This is a genomic window from Alcaligenes sp. EGD-AK7, from assembly GCF_000465875.3.
GTDB classification, from domain to species: domain Bacteria; phylum Pseudomonadota; class Gammaproteobacteria; order Burkholderiales; family Burkholderiaceae_B; genus Alcaligenes; species Alcaligenes phenolicus.
Genome location: NZ_AVOG02000001.1, coordinates 695,381 through 717,607, shown reverse-complemented (window position 1 = coordinate 717,607; position 22,227 = coordinate 695,381). Strand labels below are relative to the sequence as shown.

Genomic DNA, 22,227 nt, shown 5'->3' with positions numbered 1-22,227 from the left:
TAACGATGGAAAAAACAGTCAAGATTGCGATTGTAGGGGCCGGTCTTGGCGGAGCCGCTGCGGCGACTCTGTTGCAGCAAGCTGGCTTTGAGGTAGAAGTATTTGAGCAGGCGCCAGAATTCTCGCGTTTGGGTGCCGGTATCCACGTGGGCCCCAACGTGATGAAGATCTTCCGCCGCATGGGTCTGGAAAAAGCGCTGGACGATATGGGTTCGCACCCGGATTTCTGGTTCAGTCGTGATGGCGAAACGGGTGACTACCTGTCCCGTATCCCTTTGGGTGAATTTGCCAAGAAAGAATACGGTGCGTCGTACATCACCGTGCACCGTGGCGATATGCACGCTTTGCAAATTGACAGCATCAAGCCGGGCACCGTGCACTTTGGCAAGCGTTTGCAAAATCTGGTGGACCGTGGTGACGACGTTTTGCTGGAATTTGCCGATGGCACCAGCGTAACGGCTGACATTGTGATTGGTGCCGATGGCATCCACTCCAAGATCCGTGAAACCCTGCTGGGTGTAGAAGACCCGATTTACAGCGGCTGGGTGGCACACCGTGCTCTGATCCGTGGCGAAAACCTGGCCCGCTTTGCCGACGAGTTCGAGGACTGTGTGAAATGGTGGACAGACGACCGTCACATGATGGTGTACTACACCACTGGCAAACGTGATGAATACTATTTTGTGACTGGCGTGCCACATCCTGCCTGGGATTTCCAGGGTGCGTACGTAGACAGCTCGCAAGAAGAGATGCTGGCCGCATTTGAAGGCTATCATTCCACGGTTCAGAATCTGATCAAATCGACTGAAAGCATTACCAAGTGGCCATTGCGTAACCGTAATCCGCTGCCTTTGTGGAGCCGTGGTCGTTTGGTCATGTTGGGCGATGCATGTCACCCCATGAAGCCTCACATGGCTCAAGGGGCTTGCATGGCGATTGAGGATGCCGCCATGTTGACGCGCTGCTTGCAAGAGACCGGCTTGTCGGATTTCCGTACGGCTTTCGATCTGTACGAGCTCAACCGCAAAGAGCGTGCGACTCGTGTTCAGTCTGTCTCCAACGCCAATACCTTCTTGCGTACGCAAGAGGATCCGGCCTGGGTTTACGGCTACGACCTGTACGGCCAGGACCTGAAGTCCAGCTAAGCAGTGCACGGTGCTGAGTCCGGGAGCGATCCGGGCTCAGCGCATCAATCTGATCGGGTCCCGCTGTGTCTGGCCTGCCTTTATAGATAAAGCAGGTATGTCCAGTCGGGAGTCACCGTTGATACATCATTCTTCATCTGTAAACGGTCTGCAGCCCAATGGGGGGAATGCGGACGCGTTCAGGGCCCTGCTGTGTTCTGTCAGGCGCTGTTCTTAGGCAGTTTTCTGGTTCACCAGGCATACCAATAATTATCTGGAGATATACAAGGTGCATTCATCCATCCAAAGTCCCACGGCTGTGCCTGCAGGTCGGGACGGAAACGGAGATCTCTATAAGAAGATCGTCTGGCGTCTGATCCCCTTTCTGTGCTTTTGTTATTTGGCTGCTTATCTGGACCGCATCAACGTGGGTTTTGCCAAGCTGCAGATGCTCGATCATTTGCAGTGGAGTGAAACGGCTTACGGTCTGGGTGCTGGCCTGTTCTTTCTGGGCTACATCCTGTTTGAGGTACCCAGCAACCTGATTCTGGAACGTGTGGGTGCCAAGCTGTGGATTGCCCGCATCATGATCACCTGGGGTCTGCTCTCTGGCCTGACCATGTTTGTCACCTCGCCGACGCAGTTCTACATTCTGCGTTTTGTGCTGGGTGCGGCAGAAGCCGGTTTCCTGCCTGGTGTGTTGTATTACCTGACCCTTTGGTTTCCTACGTACCGACGCGGCAAGATCATTGCCTTGTTCATGATTGGCCTGCCTTTGTCCAGCGTGATTGGTGGTCCTTTGTCCGGCTGGATTATTGGTCACTTTGATCACATGAACGGTTGGCGTGGTTGGCAGTGGCTGTTCCTTCTGGAGGCGATTCCTAGCGTGCTGCTCGGTTTCCTGACTTTCTGGGCCTTGCCAAACAACTATCAGTCTGCGAAATGGCTGAGTAATGACGAAAAATCTCGTCTGGCCGCTGACCTGGCTGCCGACGATGCCGAAGGCAAGGGCGTCAAGCACAGCTTTAAAGATGGTTTCTTCAACCTGAAAGTGTGGATGCTGGGCGGGATCGACTTCTCTATTCTATTGGGCACCTACTCCATCAGTTTCTGGATGCCGTCCTTTATCCGTGCGGCGGGTGTGCAGGATCCTTTCCAGATTGGCCTGATGACGGCGATTCCATCGATAGCCGGTGTGGTGGGCATGCTGATGATTGGTGCCAGCTCGGACCGCTTCCGTGAACGCCGTTGGCACTTGATCGTGCCGCTGACCATCGGTGCAATTGCGCTGGTTGCCAGTACCTTTGTGGCGCATCACGCCTGGTTGACCGTTCTGGCCTTCACCGTGGCTTCGGCTGTGATTATGGGTGCTGTGCCTGTGTTCTTCAGCTTGCCAGCGACGTTCTTGAAAGGCACTGCCGCAGCGACCGGTTTTGCTCTGGCATGTTCCTTGGCTAATATCGCCGGTCTGGTCAGCAACTCCCTGATTGGTTGGGTGACCGATCTGACAGGTTCGGGCAGCGCTGCTCTGTGGCTGTTTGCCGGTAGCTTGATGGTGAGCTGCTTGCTGGCTTTCGCCTTGCCAGCCAAACAGGTGAACCGCTAAGTTGCTGTTTGCTCCTGTCGTCTGAAACACAAAAACATACCCGGCTGTTAGCCGGGTATGTTTTTTTTATGGTTGCGGCGTCTTGGGTACGCCGCTTTGCCGAACCACGGTGTCAGGCTTGTGACCGAACACCAATCAGGTTCAGGCAGTAACTTTGCTGCCCTGTTGCAACCAGGCTTGCAAATCAACAGTTTCGTACAAAACCTGTGCGCTTAGAACACGTATGCCGTGCGGGCCGCTATCCAGAATGCGGTGTTCGCCTTTGGCTTGTTGCAGTTCCAGTTCGCTGTCAGGCAGCGTCATCAGGTGGCGGGCCACGGTAAACAGCTGCTCGGGTGGGCAGCACGGGCTGGACTCAAAGTGTCCGATTTCTTTACCGTTTTGGCGGATGATCAGGCGTAGTGGATTCATGATGTTGTTGCCGTATCGGAGACGGGCCAGTAAAAGTTATTGGGCGTGGCGCGTGCACCAAAAATGGCTTGTCCAACGCGCACAATCGTGGAGCCTTCGGAAATAGCGACTTCATAGTCACCCGACATACCCATGGACAGCTCACGGATGTTTTCCGCGTGGGCAATGTCATTGCGCAATTGATCGCGCAAATTGCGCAGCAGGGCAAAACAAGGCCGTACCCGTTCCGGGTCAGCGTCCATCAAGGCCAAGGTCATCAGGCCTTTGACTTTCAAAGCAGAAAACTGTGGTAATTCGCGGACAAAAGCATGGACTTCTTCCGGGGGTAAACCGAACTTGCTGTCCTCGTTGGAGGTGTTTACCTGCACGAAAACGTCCAGACTGCGGCCTTCAATTTGCAAGCGGCGGTCCAGGGCTTCTGCGGTCTTGAGCTTGTCCAGTGCATGAAATTCAGAAGCAAAGCGTGCAACAGACTTGGCTTTATTGCTTTGCAGGTGTCCAATAACAGCCCATTCCAAATCTGGCAGTTCTTCGCGCAGGGCTTCGTACTTGCCTTCGGCCTCTTGCACCTTGTTCTCGCCCAGCAATCGGCAACCAGCCTGGTAAGCCAGGCGGATGCGATCAATCCCGAAGGTTTTGCTGACGGTGAGCAAACGTACATCGCCAGCGGCACGCCCGTAGCGCACACAGGCGGCATCAATTCGTTGTTGTACCAGGGCAATGCGTTCCCGAAATGCCTCTACACTGGTGGAGGTGGGATAATGCTCGGTGTGAAGTAGATCAGGGGCGGATTCGGACATGGCGCACCAGTAAGGAAGAAAAAAAAGATAAACTCGACCCTGCGGGTCGCGCATAAACTATTATGTCATAGGTCAAAATGAATATCCAGGGAAGCAATGCGAAGGAACTTTTCGATGATATCCGACAGCAAGTGGCACTGGGGCGAATCGCTCCGGGCCAGATTTTGCCGCCGGTACGCGAACTGGCTCAAACACTGGGCTTGAACCGCAATACGGTTGCCCTGGCATACAAGCGCCTGGTCTCGGCCGGGGTGGCCGATGCACAAGGCCGTCGCGGTACACGGATTCGTGAAGCGATCCGGGAGCTGGCGCGGGAAGGGCATGGGGCCAGCTCGGCCTTGCAGGATCTGGCCAGTGGCAATCCGGCGCCGGGCTATTTGCCTGCACCTACCCAATTGATAGCCGGGGTGCGCGGTCAAACCCAGGCTTTGTACGGCGCCGATCCGTTGGTGCCCGAATTGCGCGCCGTATGTCAGCAGGTGTTCCATAAAGACACCCCCCCCGATACCGATTACCACGTCAGTTACGGCGCAGTCGACGCGATCGAGCGCTTGCTGCAAGCCTTTTTGCTGGCGGGCGATAAGGTCGGGATCGAAGATCCCGGCTACCTGAACAGCATCAACTCCGTGCATACGCTGGGCTACAAGCCAGTGGGTATTGCTGTTGATAGTGAAGGGATTGTGCCGGCCTCGCTGGAGGCGGCTTTGGAAGATGGTCTGCGCGCCTTGATTCTGACCCCGCGTGCGCACAACCCTACGGGATGTTCGCTAAGCCGTGCCCGTGCCAAGCAGATCGAGCAAATTCTGAAGCAGTATCCCGAATTGTTGCTGATGATTGACGACCACTTCTGGATGCTGGCCAGCAGCCCTTATCGAAATGTGATTCCTGCCGACCATTTGCGCTGGGCCTTGATCCGTTCGGTGTCCAAAGGCCTGGGCCCGGATTTGCGCGTGGCTCTGGTCGCGTCAGACCTGCAAACCAGCGAGCGCTTGTCGCAACGTCTGGCTTCGGGGGCTCAATGGGTCAGCCATCTGTTGCAGCAAATGGTGGTTCATGGGCTGACCGATGCCGACATCAAGGCGCAGACTCGTGTTGCACAAGCCGCTTACGTACAGGCTCGCGCCGATCTGATGCAAGCCCTGAAAAAACAGGGCATTCCTTTTTGGGATAGCGAGGAAGGCTTCAATCTGTGGATTCCGCTGGATCGGGAAGCCGAGCCGGTACTGGCAGGCTTGGCCGCACGTGGCTGGCTGGTTCGATCCGGCCAAGTCTTTGGGGTGAGCAATCCCGCTCAAGGCTTGCGTGTCAGTTTTGCGAATCTGAATGCCAAAGACGCTCAACGCTTTGCAAGCGATTTGGCTCAAGTTCTGCAAGAACGCTATTAGTCACTATCTTGCTGCTTCTAGCGGAGTAGCAAGATAGTGAACTCTCTTACGCGCCCATCCAGATAGTTAATAGGGGCGCTATTTTTATGGGCGCGAGATGCTTATTTGGCGGGACGATTGCTGATCCACTGCACCGCCAGCACACTGCCCATCACCAGAATAATGCCCAGCAGGCTGGAGCCTGTCATGGCCTGACCCAAAATCAGCCACCCCAGAATTACAGCGGTCAAAGGGCTAAGCAGACCCAGCGAAGACACGGCCACAGAGGGTAAAACGGCAATCCCGCGGAACCACAGGGTATAGGCCAGGAGTGCACCGACCAGACACAGGTAGAGATAGCCACCGATTTGCACGCCGCTCAAGGAACTGTCCAGCGGTGGGTCCAGCCACAAGGCCAGAGGGGCCAGCATCAGTCCACCCAGCATCAACTGCCAGGCCGTGAAGGCCAGAATGGGCATGCCACTGCGCCAGCGATGCGACAGGTACGTGCCCAAGGCCATGCACAGGGCCCCGACAATGGCCGCGATCATGCCCCAGGTATCCCATTGGCTCTCTGGCGATAGCAGCAAAATACCCATGCCGATAATACCGATCACGCAGGCGACCAGGGCCATGGTGACCGGACGTTTGCCTTCCAAAGCCCAGGCCAGGCCAATCACCACCAAGGGTTGAGCCGCACCCACAACGGCAGCCAATCCACCCGGCAGACGGTAGGCCGCAACGAATAGCAAGGCTTGAAATGCCCCGATGTTCAAGGCTGCCAGAATCAGGGTCTTGCCCCAGTCGCCTGGGGCGGGCATGCGTCGGCTCCACAAGAGCAGCATCACGCCAGCGGGAAAGCAGCGCAAAAAGGCCGCGATAAAAGGGCGGTCGGGGGGCAGAATTTCTGTGGTCACAATGTAAGTGGAACCCCAGATGGCGGGGCCTAGTGCGGTCAAGGCCGTCACCAGCCAAAGGGAAAGTCGGTTCATGATGAAAGTATCTTGATGTCGAGATAAATGCCAGTGTAGGGATGATTTATCTTAATATCAAGATAAATATCGAAATCGAGAAATCATGAGCGAAGAACACGACGCGGTAGACCTGATCATTAATCAATGGCGCGAGCAGCGGCCAGACTTGCAGAACCTGGACGCCATGGCCTTGCTGGGCCGCATGACACGCTGCTTTCAACTGGTCCAAAAACAAATGAGCGAGAACTTCAGGCGTCACGGCCTGCAGTTGGGCGAGTTTGATGTGCTTGCCAGTCTGCGCCGCTCCGGCCCGCCGTATACCTTGGCGCCTACCGCCTTGTTTTCCACCTTGATGGTCAGCTCCGGCACCATGACGCATCGCTTGCAGGGCCTGGAAAAACAGGGCTTGATCGAACGCATTGCCGACCCGGAAGACGCGCGCCGTATTCTGGTGCGTTTGAGCCCTGCGGGCCTGGCCTGTGTGGATGCGGTCGTGGTGGATCATTTGGCCAATGAAGAAAATTTGTTGGAAGGGCTGGATGCCACGCAGCGCCACAACCTCAATACCTTGTTACGGGACTGGATGCGCTTGTTGGAGTCGCGCCCGGCTTGAAGGAGTGCTAAACTAGCTGGATATATACACAGCTTGCTTATGATTCCGCCCGAGCTTCCTCCTTTTTATTATCTGCACAATTTCCACCAGGTTTTGCAGTGGGTACAGCACGCCAGTTCCGACCTGCTGGAGCCTGAACACGTCCAATGTGGCCATCGTTTTGGACATGCTTCCCAGCCTGCGCAAGCCTTGCTGGTACGCTTGCTGATGCGTAAAGGCCCGGTGTTCCGTATCGACAAGCTGCGTTATGCCGAGATCGAAAATTTGGAAGAGGCAGTGCAAGAGCTAGCGGCTTGCGGGCTGATAGAAACCGATCCTGAACTGGATCTGGAAACGTTGTTTGCTGTCCATACCGTTCCCGAGCTGCGCCGCTTGTTCAGCGAGCTGCCAGCCACCGGGCGCAAGTCAGACTATCTGGAATGGATTGGCCAGACGCAGGGCGAACAGGCCCGGCCTTTTACGCAGTGGTGTGCAGATCCCGGCCTGCACGCTCCGACGCTTCGTCTCTCACCACAAGTCATGCATTGGGCGCAGCGTTTGCAACTGCTGTTCTTTGGCAATCATTACCAGGACTGGTCCGAGTTCGTGCTCAGCGATCTTGGCTTGTATAGATACGAAACTGTGATTCTGGATCAGTCTAGTCGGGCGTTTCGACATAATGAGGACGTGCGCCTGTATGAAGCCTTGTCCGAGCTGCGTGATGCGCAAGACGAGGCCGATCCAGATCTGTGGGCCCAACGCTTTGCCGCTGTTCAGGCTGTTGAGACCGACAGTGATTGGCTTCAACGACGCAAGGCGAAAACCCTGTTCCAGCTAGGTCAACAAGCCGAGCGCCAACATTGGTGGCCGTTGGCCGAGCAGGCCTATGGGCAGACCAACTGGCCGGGCGCCCGTTACCGTCAATTGCGGGTGCTGGAGCGTCAGGACAAGCATCAAGGGGCCTGGCCCTTGTTTTGTCAGGCGTGGGAGCAGCCCGAAAATGAGAGTGAAACCCAGAAGCTGCTGCGTATGCTGCCCCGGCTGCGTCGAAAACTGGCGGTAGAAGCTCCGCCCAGCCCGCCATCCACTAAACCTACAAGCCGCACGCAACGTAGTGATCTGGTTTTGTTTGATGACGGCAATCGGGTCGAGTCCCAGGTGTTGGCCCATTGGGATAGTCCCTTGGCTCCGGTTTTTTACGTAGAAAACGCCTTGTTTCCGGCCTTATTGGGATTGTTGAGCTGGGATGCCATTTTCGCTCCCTTGCCCGGTGCATTTTTCCACCCTTATCAAGCCTGTCCGGCCGATTGGGGTAACCCGGACTTTGTGTCGCGCAGACAAAACTTGTTTGATCAATCCTTAAGTGTGCTGGACGGTGCAGACTATAAAACCGTGATCTGGCAACGCTGGCAGCAAAAGCGCGGCATACAGTGCCCCTTGCTGATCTGGCCCGCCTTGGATGAATCCTTGATCGAACAGGCCTTGCATTGCATCCCCGCCCAGCATTTGCAGCTGGTGTTCAAGCGTATCTTGCAGGATTGGCGGGACAACCGTTCCGGTTTGCCGGATTTGGTGCGCTTCATGCCGGCTCAGCAAAGCTATGAATTGATTGAGGTAAAAGGCCCCGGAGACCGCTTGCAAGACAACCAGCGGCGTTGGTTAAGTTATTTCGAGCAACATGCCATCCCTGCGCGTGTTTGCTATGTGACCCGGCCTGAATCACCATGAAAGCCTGGACGGTAGGTGTACGAGCCTTATGCGAATTTACTGCACGTAGCGGGGATCTGGACCTGCGCTTTACGCCTGCGGCCACAGCACAGGAAGGTATCCTTGGCCACCAGCAGCTAAAGCTGCGTCGCCCCGAGCACTATGAAGTCGAGGTGCCCCTGTCGTACGAGATGGAAGGACTGCTGGTGCGTGGTCGAGCCGATGGGTTTGATCCTGTCAGCAACTGCCTGGAGGAGCTGAAAACCTATCGTGGGGCCTTTGATGCTATCCCCGAGCACCATAGACGTCTGCATCAGGCACAAGCCAAGGTCTATGCCGCCATCTTGTGCCAGGAGCGTGATTTGCCGGGGATGACGGTTAGCGTGGTGTATTACCACGTGGACAAGCACAAAGAGACCAGCATCTCCGAGTATATGGAGCGCGCAGCGCTGTGGGCCTTTTTCGAGGAGCAATGCCGCGCTTATGTAGAGTGGGGGCGGCAGGAGCAAAAACACAGGCTGGCGCGCGATCAAGCTTGTATAGCGTTGCAGTTTCCCTATGAACAATTTCGTGCCGGTCAGCGACAGCTAGCCGTGGCCGCGTTCCGGGCCCAACGTGACGCACAGTGCCTCTTAGCCCAAGCGCCCACCGGTATTGGCAAAACCTTGGCCGTCGTATTTCCAGGCCTGAAGGCCATGCCCGAGGCGGGTTTGGACAAGCTGTTTTATCTGACGGCCAAGAACTCCGGTCGGCAAATGGCGCTGGACGCCTTGCAGCGCTTAAGCCCGGAAGGCGAGGGTGCGTGGCGGGTGCTGGAAATGGTGGCCCGTGACAAGCAGTGCCCCCATCCGGATAAGGCCTGTCATGGTCAGTCCTGTCCTTTGGCCGAAGGTTTTTACGACCGTCTTCCGGCTGCCCGTCAGCAAGCTCTGGAGCAACCCATGCTGACTAGCCAGCGCTTGCAACAAGTGGCTAGCGAGCATCAGGTCTGCCCCTATTATTTGAGCCAGGAAATGCTGCGTTGGGCAGACGCTATTGTGGGCGACTACAACTACTTTTTCGACACGCATGCGGTGCTGTATAGCCAGACCCTGGCCCAGCAATGGCGCAGCGCGGTTCTGGTGGATGAGGCTCACAATCTGGTTGAACGTGCCCGTTCCATGTATTCCGCGTCTTTCTCGCAAGTGCAGTTGCGCATGGCGCGTAAAGCCTCGCCTTCGGCCTTGAAGCGTCATTTCGCCCCTTTGACTCGCTTGATGGAGAACTTGATACCTGAGGAAGGCGGTGACCAATGGGGGCTGGAAAAGATCCCGGAGGATTTGCTGGAGCAGTGCGACTATCTGGCGGCCCGTTTAGGCGCTTATGTGGCCGAGAATCCCATGCCGCAAGACAGCCCCTTGCTGCAGTTCTATTTCGAGCTGCTGTACTTTGTGGACCTGGCCGGACAGTTCGGCTCGCATTCCTTATTCGATATCTTGGCGCAGCGCGATGGCGTGCTCCTGAACTTGCGCAATATCGTGCCTGCTCCGTTTCTGGCCGAACGCTATGGCGATGCGCACGGAGTAGTGTTGTTCTCTGGCACCATGAATCCTTCGCAGTTTTATCGTGATGTCTTGGGTCTGCCGCCCAGCACAGCAGAGTTGAACGTGGCGTCCCCTTATCGGGCCGAGCAGTTACGGGTACGCCAGTATGCCGGTCTGTCCACGCGCTATGCCGACCGGGCCCAGAGCCTGAGCGGCGTTTGCGATATTGTCGGGCAGGCGTATCAGGAGCAGCCGGGCAACTATCTCTTGTTTTTGAGCAGCTTTGATTATCTGCAGCAGGTCAGTCAGGCCTTGCAGGAGCGCTGGCCGGATATGCCGCTTTGGCATCAGCAACCGGGCATGAGCGATCTGCAAAGAACGCAGTTTCTGGACCGCTTCACGCTGGATGGGAAGGGAGTGGGTTTAGCGGTGCTGGGTGGGGCGTTTTCAGAAGGGGTGGATTTACCCGGTAAACGCTTGATCGGTGCTTTTATTGCCACCTTGGGTTTGCCGCAGTTCAATCCGGCTAATGAGTCCGTCAAACAAGTCATGGCCCGGCTCTTTGGGGAGCGGCGGGCCTATGACTATACCTATCTGTATCCGGGACTACGCAAGATTACACAGGCCGCGGGTCGTGTGATTCGCGATGAACAGGATCAAGGCTTTGTGTATCTGCTGGACGAGCGCTATGGGCAGCGGCGGGTGCAGCAGTTGCTGCCGGACTGGTGGCAAATTGAGCAGGTGCGGACTGACGCTCGTTCTGGGCAATCACTTCGGTAATGATTTGGGCGGTGGCGGCTGACAGTGTCCAGCCCAGGTGACCGTGGCCGGTGTTGTAGTACACGCCAGGGCGGCTGCCTGCTTTTACGCGCGGCATCATGTCCGGCATCATGGGGCGCAAGCCAGCCCACGGTACAACACGGTCGGTCGCCGCGTCGTGGAAGTTGCGACGGGTCCAGTTGGTCAGCGGGGCGATACGGTCGGCGCGAATGTCCTTGTTGGCGCCGTTGTATTCCGCCGTACCGGCCACACGCAGGCGGTCCTTGCCCAGACGGCTGGTCACAATCTTGGCTTCTTCGTCCAGCAAACTGACCCAAGGGGCGGCATGTTGGGCTTCCGGCGTATCCAGGTACACGGAGATCGAATAGCCTTTGACCGGGTAGATGTTGATGTAGTCGCCCAGCATATGGGCCAAGTGACGGCTACCCACGCCAGCGCAAACTACCAAGGAATCCACAGACAGTGTATGGGTGTGGGCTTCAGCGCCTTCACCGGTACGCAACTGGATGCGGTGTGGTGGGCCGCAATCAATACCCAGGACTTCCGTATCTTGCAGGAACTTCACGCCGCGCTTGGCGCAGGCATCGGCCAAGCCGCGTGTGTATTTATGAATATCGCCTGTGGCGTCCGAAGGCGTAAAGAAACCGCCGTAGTAAGTGCCTTGCAAGGCAGGTTCGATCTGGTGGATTTCTTCGTTGGTAACCGTGCGGCGTTCCAAGCCGCCTTTGTGCAGCAGTTGGCTGACTTTCTTGCCAGATTCAAAGCCGCCGGGGGTGTGGTAGATGTGCAGAATACCGCGCTGTTCCAGGTCGAAATCAATGTTTTCGTCCTTGGCCCACTGGTACAGATTCTCGCGGGCGCTGATGGCCAGCTTGACGGTGTCCACGGTGTTGCGCTCGTAACCGGAAATTGCGCCCACAAATTGCGCCATCCAGCTGTATTTATGCCAGCTTGGTTTGGGGTTGAACAGCAGTGGGGCGTCTTTGCGCATCATCCACTTCAAGCCCTTGAGAATGGTGCTGCGGCTGTTCCAGACTTCGGCGTTGCACGCAGACAGCTGTCCGCCGTTGGCGAAGGAGGTTTCCATCGCGGGGTAGCGCAGGCGGTCGATAACGGTAACTTGATAGCCTTTCAGGCTAAGGGCGTAGGCGGTGGTGATTCCGGAAATACCGGCGCCAATGACGGCAATATGCGACATAACAGGCTCCTGACAGGTGAATTACCACCGAGTAGTGGCAATACCCCATCTGTCCTGTGACCTGAGAGTTTATCCAACCTGTGTGTCTGGCTGGGCTCCTTCGGTGGGCGTCAAACGCCGCTCTCCAGAGTGTCGGGCTGGTACGATCCTTTTGCCTGAGAGATTCCGGGGTGGTTGCTCCGTCGGCGCCTGACTGAACAGGTCTCTTTCATACCGCCTGTAGTGACGCGACTACAGTAGCTGTGCTTACAAAAGTTTGCAATCAGGGTAAACCGGGAGCTGCATGCAGCGCTTGGGGGATTTCCATGGATAGATGCGATTGTCGGCTAAGCCCGGGAAGTTGTTGAGACTGCCCGTCCTTAATGCCGAGTTATTACTTACTTTTCGTCTAATTTGCGCCCGATATTTCGTTGATTCCGGAGCGGGGCTCGTTTCTTTATGGACTTAGTCCAAGCGGTAATGCGCACCCAGACTGTGTGGTCGGTCTAAGGCTGCCTGGGTTAGCAGCCAGGCAGTGTCCAGTTGCAGGCTGAGGGTCCGTTGGTCGAGGCTGGGGGGGAGAAGGCTAATTTGCCTGCGCCACTGGTCCAGGGTGTGCAAGGCTTGCATCAGTCCTTGGCGATTGCGCAACAGGCCGACATGCTCTTGCATCAAGTTGCGCAAGGCGGGCAGGGAGGGTGGATTGTTTGTGGATGGGCTGCGGTTTTTACTGTTGCCGTTGCTATAGCTATTGTTTTTGCCATAGTGACGTCCTTTGTCGTTGATTATGTTTTCCACTGCATTGGCTGCCGTCGCAGTCATAAGGGAAGGTCTTGGGTTTGGGGTCGAGTGCGAACTAGCGTTCAAACTCAAACTCCAATTCGGGCCGACACTAGCCTGGGAACTGGAACTGGAACTGGAACTGGAACTGGAACTGGAACTGGAGTTTGGATTGGAGTTCTTGTATGAACATGAGCGTGACATCGAACTTGTATTTGCAATGTCTGTCTCAGGGATCAAAGCTGAGCGCTGGGTTATCTTGCTTTCAGCAATCGCCTCGGCAGCCGCCCGCCCCATGACGACACACTCCAGCAAGGAGTTGCTGGCCAATCGATTTGCTCCATGCAAACCTGTGCAGGCTACTTCACCCACGGCGTTCAAACCAGCTACCGTCGTGCGGCCTGACAAGTCTGTTTCAATCCCTCCGCAACTGTAGTGCGCGGCAGGCGCTACCGGCACCCAGTCCTGACGTAAATCCAGTCCTCGTCGCAAACCCTCTTCCAATGCTCTCGGGAAATGCTGCTGCAAAGTGTCCGCACCAAGATGGCGTACATCCAGCCAGACATGGCTGCTACCTTCTTGTCGCATCTGTGCGGCAATAGCCCGCGACACAATATCGCGTGGAGCCAGCTCCGCTCTGGCGTCGTAGTCCGGCATGAAGCGGCGACCTTGCTTGTCCAGCAAATGCCCGCCCTCACCACGCAAGGCTTCGGTTAGCAAGAAGGTGGGACCGTCCGCATGCAAGCAGGTCGGATGAAACTGCACAAACTCCAGATCGCGTATCGCCGCACCAGCGCGCCAGGCCAGGGCAATGCCTTCTCCCAAGGCGCTGTCGGGATTGGTGCTGTGCGCGTACAGGCTACCTAGCCCACCAGTTGCCAACACGACATGATCCGCCAAAATAGTTTCGTAGCGACGGCTGTGCTGGTCGTAGATATCCACGCCAGCCACCGCGCCTTGCTCATTGTGGCGCAGGTCTAATGCCAGGCAGTCTGTACGCTGCTGGATATGAGAGGCTTGAGTCAATTGGGGCAGGAGAGCCTGCATGATGGCATAACCACTGGCATCGGCCGCGTGTACGATGCGTCGCTGGCTGTGCCCACCCTCGCGAGTCAGGTGCAATTGGCCATCTTCCGTTCTGTCCAGAGGAACCTGCTTTTTCAGTAGCCAATGCACCGCTTCTGGCGCGGCTTGCAAAATCCCGCGCACCGCTTCTTTATCCGAGTGCCGAGCACCCGCTTCCAGCGTGTCTTCAATGTGTTGTTCCAGACTGTCCTGGGCACTGAGTACGGCGGCCAGACCTCCCAAGGCCATCGGGCTGGCCCCACAGGGAGCGGGGGCGCTGCTGAGCAGAGTCACTTTCATGGTAGAGGGCAAGGATAGAGCCAGACTGGTGCCAGCCAGCCCCGCACCGATGATTAACACCTCCGTCTGTGTCGAGCCTGATTGCATCAAGCAGCTCCTACATGCTGGAACTGCTGACTGTGCTCGGCCAGGTCAGCACTAACGCGCAAATTGTTCTGCTGAGCGGCAGCAAAATCCATCATGCGTTGCAAAGAACGTCGGGCGCCTTCACGCAGGTCAGGATCTACTTGAATGCCAGGGCCTGGTTGACTTAATCGTTGATGCAGTGCTTCCAGACTGTTCAAGGCCATCCAGGGGCAAAAGGCGCAGCTTTTGCAGGTAGCACTTTCGCCCGCGGTAGGGGCGGCCAAAAAGGTTTTGCCCGGCGCTTGCTGGCGCATGGCATGCAAGATTCCTTGATCGGTGGCGACGATAAAGGTGTCGGCAGAACGATTGATGGCAGCGCGCAGTAGCTGCGTTGTCGAGCCAACCACATCCGCCAGCGCAACAACAGAAGCGGGTGATTCAGGATGCACCAGCACCTGGGCATCGGGGTGCTCGCTCATCAAGGCTTTCAAGCCATCGGCCTTGAATTCGTCATGGACCAGACAGGAGCCTTGCCAAAGCAGCATGTCTGCGCCGGTTTGTTTTTGGATATAAGAGCCCAAATGACGATCCGGTGCCCACAGAATTTTTTTCCCTTGGGCATGTAAATGCCGCACGATGTCCAGGGCGATGGAGGACGTCACCACCCAATCCGCCTGGGCTTTGACAGCCGCGCTGGTATTGGCATACACCACCACTTCCCGATCCGGATGCGCAGCACAGAATTGCTTGAAATCTTCGGGGGCACAACCTAGATCCAGAGAACACGTCGCCTCGTCATGCACGGCCAGTACGCGCTTTTCAGGGCTCAGAATTTTGGCGGATTCAGCCATAAAGCCCACGCCGGCTACCAAGACCGTGCTGGCTTCATGTTCCTGCCCAAAGCGCGCCATTTCTAAAGAGTCACCCACGCAGCCCCCGGTTTCCAAGGCCAGATCCTGAATATCCGGGTCTGTGTAGTAGTGGGCCACCAGTACGGCGTCTTGCTCTTTCAACTGCTTGGCCAGAGCTTGCTTCAAAGCGGCCTTATCGCTTTGCAGATTGAGTTTGGAAGGAACTTCATGCCAGGTAATCTGACGGCTCAAAGTGTCCTTGGCGTCGGGCTGACAGACATCCACGGGGAAATGCTGAATCATGTTCATCCTTGATGCTCATTTTGAGCATAAATAGAATAAAAAAATGGGGAATATGAATTTCTGATTCGAAAGAAGCGCGTCTCTATTGTTATGCTTTTTTTGAGCATAAATAAAAAAACAGCACACTGCAAGCACAAGAGCAGGGTAGGGAAAGAAAAAAGAGGGGTGCCCCGCCTTGGACGCCTGTGCCCAAGGCGGGGTGAAAGCCAATTAAGGCGCAGGGTTCGGGGTGTGGTGATGAATAGCGTTGATCTTGGCGATTAACTCATCACTTAATTGAACATCTGCACTGGCGATGTTCTCGCGCAGTTGTTCCAGCGTAGTCGCACCGATCAGGTTGCTGCTGGTAAAGGCTTGCTGGTTTACCCAGGCCAAGGCCAATTGGGTAGGCGTCAAACCGTATTCGCGAGCCAGTTCGTTGTAGGCCAACGCGGCCTCACGAGCGCGGGGAGCATCGTAGCGCGTGAAACGGTCGTACAGCGTCAGCCGTCCTTTCTCGGGACGAGCTCCGTTGTCATATTTGCCCGTCAACACACCCATCGCCAAAGGTGAATAGGCCAGCAGACCCAGGCCTTCATAACGGCAGAATTCGGACAGCCCTTCTTCAAACACGCGGTTCAGCAGGTTGTAGGGGTTCTGGATCGTGGCAATCAAAGGCAGAGAGCGGGAGCGCGACAGCTCCAGAAATCGCGAAACACCCCAAGGCGTTTCATTGGAGACACCTATGTGACGTATCTTGCCTTGACGCACAAAGTCATCCAGTACCGACAAGGTTTCCTCGATTGGGATAGTGTCTTCTTCTTTCCACGGGTAGCTGCGCTGCCCAAATGTCACCGTGCTGCGATCCGGCCAGTGCAGTTGATACAGGTCCAGATAGTCTGTTTGCAGTCGACGCAGGCTGTCATGCAGGGCTTGTTCCAGATTCTTGCGATCCAGGCTGGTACCGCCATTGCGGATATGACCAGGGCGTTTGGGGTCACGTTGGGGGCCAGCAATTTTGCTGGCCAGAACAATGTCCTTGCGGCGGCCGGTTTTAGCCAGCCAGGTGCCGATATATTGCTCGGTCAAACCTTGCGTAGCCGCCATAGGGGGCACAGGGTACATCTCGGCGGTATCCACCAGATTCACACCCAGTTCCAAAGCAAGGTCCAGTTGAGCGTGCGCATCGGCCTCGCTGTTCTGTTCCCCGTATGTCATGGTGCCCAAGCCAATCAGGCTGACATCCAGGTCTGTATTGCCCAGCTTGCGGTATTTCATTTGCTTCGACTCCCGAAAGCGCAGGGCCGGGCGGCCCTACAAACCGTGCATGGTAGCGTATTTAGCCAGCCTGCCGGGCAGCTTATTGTGCAGCTGTGTACACCAGACGACCTTGGAAAATAGTCATCAACACCTTGGTGCCGCTGATTTCGCTAGGCTCAATCTTGAATAAGTCCCGATCCAGCACAATCAGATCAGCAGATTTCCCTGTTTCCAAAGACCCCGTTTCTGTTTCGCGGCCCAAAGCCTTGGCACCGTTTTGCGTAAAAATCTGCAGTGCTTCGGTCAGATTCAAGGCTTGTTCAGCGCCCAGTTGCTCACCCTGCCGCTGCCCGAAGGGATTGGCGCGCGTCATCAGAGACTCAATCGCGGGCCAAGGGTTGTTGTCCTTCACACCAGAGGGCCAGTCCGAGCCGGCAATAATGGTGGCGTCATGATCCAACAACATACGGGCCTGGAACATGTTCCTGCTGCGCTCACCCACTACCGAGCTGATGGCGTCAGTCAAACCGGAGGGGTACCAGATATAGGGAGAAAAGTCGGCGGCTACATTCAGAGCCTTGAAGCGCGGTTTGTCCTGATCGTCTACAAACTCCGAGTGTGCAAGCTCGTGCATCAAACCTTGAGGACCATTGGCGTTGCGTGCTTTTTCAATAGCGTTCAACGCCACGCGAATAGCCCGATCACCCGCGGTATGCATCTTCAAACCATAACCGGCTGCATCCAGGTGAGAGACGACGCGATCCAGTTCATTTTCAGGAACGACCAAGGCCCCCAAGGACAGAGGATCATCCTGGTGAGTATCCGCGTAGGGCTCCAGCATGGCGGCTGTATGTGCCGCGGTAGGAACCCCGTCGGTATAGATCTTGACGTAGTTGGTCTTCAGGTCAGGGAGGGCATACTGCTTGCTGATGCGGTCAATTTCAGCAAAATCAAAAACATGCTTGCTGTCCTTGCCCGAGATACGGATGGCGGTGGCGATATGGGCATTCAAACCCTCTTGCTTGGCCAGGTTGTAATACGAGCGCACAACAGCCTCGCTGGCATCGGCATCCTTTAAACCCGTAATCCCGAACTGGTTGGACTCCTGGATGGCATAGCGCGCTGCTTTCAGATATTGATCATCCGTCCAATCCGGTACAAAAGAACGGATATAGCTATTGGCCTCGACTAAAACCCCGTTGGGTTCGCGGCTATCAAGCTCGTGCTTGACGGTCATGCCGCTAGGAGGCGTAAAGTTGGCATCAATCTGCAAGAGGCCCAAAGCCTTGGAGTTGACCCAGGCGTTGTGACCCGTGTCGTCGGTCAACACAATAGCCTTGTCGCCAGAGACGGCATCCAGCCATGCGCGCGGCGAAGCAATTTTGTGAGTCTTGAAGAAATCACTGTCCCATTGGCCTCCCTGAATCCACAGCGTTTCGTTACGCGCCACGCAGGCTTTCAAGGTGTTTGCCAATACATCCGGCGTTACCGTGAAAGGGAAGTTGCACTGGAACAGATGCTTCAAGCCACCCCATACAGGATGGGAGTGTGCTTCATTGATACCGGGCATAGCCATTTTCCCGCCAAGATCAATCAGCTGAGTCTTGTCCCCACGTCTGGATTGCAGTTGCTCTGTACTGCCCACGGCTTCAATTTTTCCATCACGTATCGCAATGGCTTCAACCCAAGCCTGTTCCGGGTTTTGCGTATAAATACGCCCATTCACGACTAGCAGGTCGGCCGCAGGTGAGGCTGCCAATATTATTGGGCTGATAGTACTGATCCCAGCCAGGCATGCCAATGAGGCAACTGCTAAACGTGAACGACTAAAAGGCATGTCTCTTTGCTCCAGTATTGTTATGACGATGTTTGAGGTGTTGGATATAGCTTTCTTGTGTTTTTGAGAGTTCAAAAAAGCGATAGCCAACACCTCAAGGCTACAGCTCTGGAGCAGGGGTTTCTATAGGTAAAAACACAATGAGAGATCTACGAATATGCCCAAAGTTATTCAAGCAATAAAATACCTCTGAACGTGTGAAAGAAGCTTTATGTGTCAATTGGTAGCCAACAAAAAAGCCTTCACGCATCAGCAGTGAAGGCTTTCCGAGAGAGGCTCAGCTACGGGTATCAGGCCGCCTCATCATGCTCCGGCAGGGCGGGTGGAGCAGGCAGCGGGCGGGTAGGCAGTAAAGGCAAACCGTGTTTGCTGCGCAAACGCTGGCAATCCACATTTGGGCTGCCATCCAGTTCCCAGATTTGGTAGTCACGACAGGGAGTAGGGCGATCCGGATAAATAGCGCAATGAATCCCAGGCTGGCCCAAGGTGCCACGCAAGGCAATACAACGACCTTCCCCTTGCTCGGTTCCTTTCATACAGGCGCGCAACGGCCCAACCTTGGTGGTCAACTCGACCGGTACCGTACCGCCAGTCTCGCCACTTAACTCACCACTATAGAAAGACACCCGAAAGTGCGAACAGCACACGCCGCAGCTTAAACAGGGGTTTTCATCAAAAATCTCGTCATTGGGTGGCGTATAAAGCACCGCTTCCAGCGTAGTTTCCTGAACGCCGGGTAAATCCAGTAGTGGAGTCGGGGTGGGCGGGAGAGAAGAGCAAGTCATGTGCGTAGGTGTCCCGTAGCAGCCGCAGATCTGTTTCGGACGAGATTGATGATCTGCAGGCGTAAAGCAATTATTTTATTTTTGCCCGAAGAACTTGAATAGAAAAATCGTGCGACAGTGGGGTGGCTTGATGCTGGCTGGAGACAGATTGTGTGTATCTGTATGTTTCATGGCTCTGCCTTGCCAGGAAGCACATAAATTTATGGAAATTCGTCAGTTTTTTGTTTAATTCTTATAAATCAATGGATTACAAGATTTCCCAGTCTTGGGGAGCTATTTTTCCAGCTAAGACATATAAAAAAGATCATCTTTTTTATAGAAAAACGCAAAATAGTATTGACAGCCCCATAGGGAAGATCTATTATTTCATTTCTTCACCGCAGGCGGTTAGCTCAGTTGGTTAGAGCGCTACGTTGACATCGTAGAGGTCGCTGGTTCGAATCCAGTACTGCCTACCAGAATACATGCACACAGCTCCAAGCTGTGCCAAGAAAAGCCCCAAAGATCAATGCTTTGGGGCTTTTTTGTTTTCCACAACTATAGCCTGCACTATTAATGCCTATATTGAATCCAGCGCGCGTCTAAGCTCTCTAGGCTCAGGGCTGACCCCAACGGCCCGTAAATGGCGATTACAGATAAACCAGATTTCGTCCCTGTCGTTAGCCAAAATAAAGAAGGCATCCGATGTCTCTGACGGGTTGAACATCCCCAGGGCACGGTAAGCAGTCTGCATATTGAATCCGCTTTGAAGCGGGGAGGGCTTGGGCCCATCCTTCAGCTCTTGAACACGAAGATATAGTCCCGTCTCTAGTGTGATCATGCAAGCCTCGCTTCTAGTTGCGTTGCTTTATTCTAGGAGCAGGAAAAGATCTTCGCCACAGGTCCGTACCTTTAGGTGTAATAAGACTTCATCAGATATAACAGAGCTTATGGCAGTCGACAAAAAAACCTCGGTAGAGGCTTTTTTGTGTGTTCGCGCCCGGGGTGTTTTGTCTTACATGACAACATACTGGGAGATGGCCAGAAAATGCGCAGCGCTGCCGGCCAGTACAAATAAATGCCAAATGCCGTGCCAATGTCGGAAGCGCTCGTCAAACACAAAGAACACGATCCCGGCGGTATAAATTGCTCCCCCAGCCGCCAGCCAGGAAAAACCTTCCGAGCCCAGGTTGTCTGCCAGCGGGCCCAGTGCCAGCAACACAATCCATCCCATAACGGCATAGATCACCAGCGATAGTATGCGTGCCGGCGAACGTGGTCGGATATCTTGAAGAATGCCAATCAGTGCCAAACCCCAGACCACGCCGAACAGACTCCATCCCCAAGGGCCTCGCAGCGTTACCAGGCAGAAGGGCGTGTAGCTGCCAGCAATCAACAGGTAGATGGAAAAGTGATCCAGCTTGCGGAAGACGTTTTTGGCCCGCCCCTTGAAGCAGTGGTACAAGGTGGAAATCAGGTACAGCAGGATAAGTGTGGCGCCGTAAATGGCCGTGCTGGTGATGCGCCAGGGGTCCCCGGTAAAGCTCGCCATGACAATTAACCAGGATACGCCGCCTACAGCCAGAACTGCACCGATCAGATGTGACCAGGCATTGAAACGTTCACCGTAATACATGATGCTTTATTCTCTCCGAACATTCGGCACGCCGATTGCAAGACCGTCGACGTGGTCGGAAAAGCTTAGCGCATAAATCAAGCTCTCGTATTGATCTCTGTTAGGTCAATGCGGGACATTCGTTCGCCGCTTTGGATGAGGAATGCCGGTCGAAGTGTCCACTACACAAAACCTGATGAGTTGCACTTTTTTCCTTGTTTGGGTTCTTGCCTGACTTGATGGCATATCTCTTGCGTTGTCAGTAAAAGAGGTGTGGTTTGATGGCAATTCAGTCACTTGTTGGCCTGCCACGTAAACCCCAATACCTGCTGACCAACTCCAGTTTTAGGATACGGTTTGCGCGACGTGCGCTCATACCTAAAGAGGGTCATCATGAAATTTGTGCTTTACAAGGACAAAAGTGGTGAATGGCGGTGGCGATTCAAGGCCGCGAATGGGAACATTATTTGCGTTAGCTCCGAGGGCTACAGCAGTAAGCAGAGCGCACAACACAGTATTGAGTCTGTGAAAAAAGGGATGGCTGATGCTCCGGTTGTCGAGGAGTAAGCAGAGACTTTCCTTAAGTTTTTACGCACAGCTTGTAGACTTATGAATAAAAAAAGCTCCCCAGCGAAAAGGGAGCCCAAAGACCTCGTCAAGATCCGAGGTCTTTTTTATGTCGACTCCGTACGGGAGGCGACTCAACAGCAGCGATCAATCCAGCATCGCTTCAGCCTCAATCTCGATCAGCCACTCAGGCTTGGCCAATCCACTGATCAAGATCCAGGAAGAGGGTGGTGGATTGACGGGAAATCGTTTCAGCAGCGCAGCGGCTATTTCGTCCTGCTCTTGTGGTGAGCTTGCATCTTCCCGGATAAAAATCCGCAGCATGATTACCTGATCAATCTTGCCGCCAGCCTCGGCCAGGACCAGTTCAATATTGTCCAAGGCGGCTTCTGTTTGCTCGCGCATACCGCCAGCTACGGTTTGCTCCTGAGCATTTACGCCTACTTGGCCAGACAGCATGACACGGCGGTTGCCAGTGACCACCAGGCCCTGGCTGAAACCGTATTGCAGGGAATTGAATACGGTGGAGGGATTAATAGCGCTTTTTGTCATCTTGATAAATTCATTAAAAGTTGAGTGGGTGTATTTACACACCACACTCCTACTTTGGGGCGTTACGCTGGAAAGCAAGGGCTTGTCTTTGAGGAGGTTTTTTGTGGGTTTGATAAGGGAGTGTTGAGCCTGGTTTCCAACGGAAAAAGGTAGGAAAAATTCTTCAAAATTAATTAAGTTTTATGTAAAGTGTCCATCGTCTGGCTTTATGCTTTTTTGTCCGTAATAGG

17 protein-coding genes, 1 tRNA gene, 1 pseudogene and 2 riboswitches are annotated in these 22,227 nt (G+C 54.9%); of the genes and pseudogenes, 8 read left to right on the top strand and 11 right to left on the bottom strand.

Features of this window, described 5'->3' with window-relative positions:
- Nucleotides 1-5 precede the first annotated feature (5 nt).
- Nucleotides 6-1,145: an FAD-dependent monooxygenase gene (locus tag N879_RS03335; protein ID WP_009454531.1), complete on the top strand. Its 1,140-nt coding sequence runs from the start codon at nt 6-8 to the stop codon at nt 1,143-1,145.
- A 268-nt stretch (nt 1,146-1,413) separates the two neighbouring features.
- Complete coding sequence (locus tag N879_RS03330; RefSeq protein ID WP_009454529.1) at nt 1,414-2,730, top strand: MFS transporter; 1,317 nt, start codon at nt 1,414-1,416, stop codon at nt 2,728-2,730.
- A gap of 141 nt (nt 2,731-2,871) precedes the next feature.
- Here N879_RS03330 and N879_RS03325 read toward each other — a convergent pair whose 3' ends face one another.
- Nucleotides 2,872-3,141 carry a hypothetical protein gene (locus tag N879_RS03325; RefSeq protein ID WP_009454527.1) on the bottom strand — a complete coding sequence of 90 codons (270 nt, stop codon included), beginning with the start codon at nt 3,139-3,141 and terminating at the stop codon, nt 2,872-2,874.
- Nucleotides 3,138-3,941 carry a YggS family pyridoxal phosphate-dependent enzyme gene (locus tag N879_RS03320; RefSeq protein ID WP_009454526.1) on the bottom strand — a complete coding sequence of 268 codons (804 nt, stop codon included), beginning with the start codon at nt 3,939-3,941 and terminating at the stop codon, nt 3,138-3,140. The genes N879_RS03325 and N879_RS03320 overlap by 4 nt, the downstream gene beginning before the upstream one ends.
- A gap of 77 nt (nt 3,942-4,018) precedes the next feature.
- On the opposite strand from N879_RS03320, the gene N879_RS03315 reads away from it, so the two are divergent.
- On the top strand, nt 4,019-5,326 hold the full coding sequence (locus tag N879_RS03315; RefSeq protein ID WP_021446672.1) for an aminotransferase class I/II-fold pyridoxal phosphate-dependent enzyme: 1,308 nt from the start codon (nt 4,019-4,021) through the stop codon (nt 5,324-5,326).
- A gap of 101 nt (nt 5,327-5,427) precedes the next feature.
- Here the strand turns inward: N879_RS03315 and N879_RS03310 are convergent, their stop codons facing one another.
- Nucleotides 5,428-6,297, bottom strand: a complete 870-nt coding sequence (locus N879_RS03310) for a DMT family transporter (RefSeq protein ID WP_021446671.1) — start codon at nt 6,295-6,297, stop codon at nt 5,428-5,430.
- 85 nt (nt 6,298-6,382) lie between these two features.
- Between N879_RS03310 and N879_RS03305 the strand changes: the two genes are divergently transcribed.
- The 3 genes and pseudogenes from N879_RS03305 to N879_RS20885 all read left to right on the top strand — a co-directional run.
- Nucleotides 6,383-6,892 (top strand): MarR family winged helix-turn-helix transcriptional regulator, encoded by a 510-nt coding sequence (locus N879_RS03305; protein ID WP_009454519.1) that lies wholly within the window; start codon nt 6,383-6,385, stop codon nt 6,890-6,892.
- A 39-nt stretch (nt 6,893-6,931) separates the two neighbouring features.
- On the top strand, nt 6,932-8,599 hold the full coding sequence (locus N879_RS03300) for a VRR-NUC domain-containing protein (protein WP_009454517.1): 1,668 nt from the start codon (nt 6,932-6,934) through the stop codon (nt 8,597-8,599).
- Nucleotides 8,596-10,773 (top strand): annotated as a pseudogene (locus tag N879_RS20885) (ATP-dependent DNA helicase); the annotation flags it as partial. The gene N879_RS03300 and the pseudogene N879_RS20885, both read left to right, overlap by 4 nt.
- On the opposite strand, the gene N879_RS19935 reads toward N879_RS20885, so the two are convergent.
- The 6 genes from N879_RS19935 to N879_RS03270 all read right to left on the bottom strand — a co-directional run bounded on the left by N879_RS19935 (nt 10,718) and on the right by N879_RS03270 (nt 19,206).
- Nucleotides 10,718-12,079, bottom strand: coding sequence for a D-amino acid dehydrogenase (locus N879_RS19935; RefSeq protein ID WP_031232121.1), 1,362 nt, complete (start codon nt 12,077-12,079; stop codon nt 10,718-10,720). The pseudogene N879_RS20885 and the gene N879_RS19935 sit on opposite strands and share 56 nt — an antisense overlap.
- Nucleotides 12,080-12,127: 48 nt before the next feature.
- Nucleotides 12,128-12,208, bottom strand: a riboswitch (glycine riboswitch).
- A gap of 4 nt (nt 12,209-12,212) precedes the next feature.
- Nucleotides 12,213-12,300: riboswitch (glycine riboswitch) on the bottom strand.
- 223 nt (nt 12,301-12,523) lie between these two features.
- Nucleotides 12,524-14,290 (bottom strand): L-aspartate oxidase, encoded by a 1,767-nt coding sequence (gene nadB, locus N879_RS03290; RefSeq protein WP_009454511.1) that lies wholly within the window; start codon nt 14,288-14,290, stop codon nt 12,524-12,526.
- On the bottom strand, nt 14,290-15,429 hold the full coding sequence (gene nadA, locus N879_RS03285; RefSeq protein ID WP_009454508.1) for a quinolinate synthase NadA: 1,140 nt from the start codon (nt 15,427-15,429) through the stop codon (nt 14,290-14,292). The genes nadB and nadA overlap by 1 nt, the downstream gene beginning before the upstream one ends.
- A 204-nt stretch (nt 15,430-15,633) precedes the next feature.
- Nucleotides 15,634-16,680, bottom strand: a complete 1,047-nt coding sequence (locus tag N879_RS03280) for an NADP(H)-dependent aldo-keto reductase (RefSeq protein WP_021446668.1) — start codon at nt 16,678-16,680, stop codon at nt 15,634-15,636.
- An 82-nt stretch (nt 16,681-16,762) separates the two neighbouring features.
- Nucleotides 16,763-18,421: an amidohydrolase gene (locus N879_RS03275; protein WP_009454504.1), complete on the bottom strand. Its 1,659-nt coding sequence runs from the start codon at nt 18,419-18,421 to the stop codon at nt 16,763-16,765.
- Between the two features lie 368 nt (nt 18,422-18,789).
- Entirely contained in the window at nt 18,790-19,206 is a 417-nt protein-coding gene (locus N879_RS03270; RefSeq protein WP_009454502.1) for a YkgJ family cysteine cluster protein, read from the bottom strand.
- A 459-nt stretch (nt 19,207-19,665) separates the two neighbouring features.
- On the opposite strand from N879_RS03270, the gene N879_RS03265 reads away from it, so the two are divergent.
- Nucleotides 19,666-19,742: transfer RNA gene (locus N879_RS03265), tRNA-Val, on the top strand.
- Between the two features lie 536 nt (nt 19,743-20,278).
- On the opposite strand, the gene trhA is transcribed toward N879_RS03265, so the two are convergent.
- Complete coding sequence (trhA, locus tag N879_RS03255; RefSeq protein WP_009454498.1) at nt 20,279-20,899, bottom strand: PAQR family membrane homeostasis protein TrhA; 621 nt, start codon at nt 20,897-20,899, stop codon at nt 20,279-20,281.
- A gap of 372 nt (nt 20,900-21,271) precedes the next feature.
- Between trhA and N879_RS19930 the strand changes: the two genes are divergently transcribed.
- The gene (locus tag N879_RS19930; protein WP_021446666.1) at nt 21,272-21,445 is read left to right on the top strand and encodes a YegP family protein; all 174 of its coding nucleotides are present in this window, start codon (nt 21,272-21,274) and stop codon (nt 21,443-21,445) included.
- A 147-nt stretch (nt 21,446-21,592) separates the two neighbouring features.
- Here the strand turns inward: N879_RS19930 and N879_RS03250 are convergent, their stop codons facing one another.
- Nucleotides 21,593-21,997: a RidA family protein gene (locus N879_RS03250; RefSeq protein ID WP_009454494.1), complete on the bottom strand. Its 405-nt coding sequence runs from the start codon at nt 21,995-21,997 to the stop codon at nt 21,593-21,595.
- Nucleotides 21,998-22,227 lie beyond the last annotated feature (230 nt).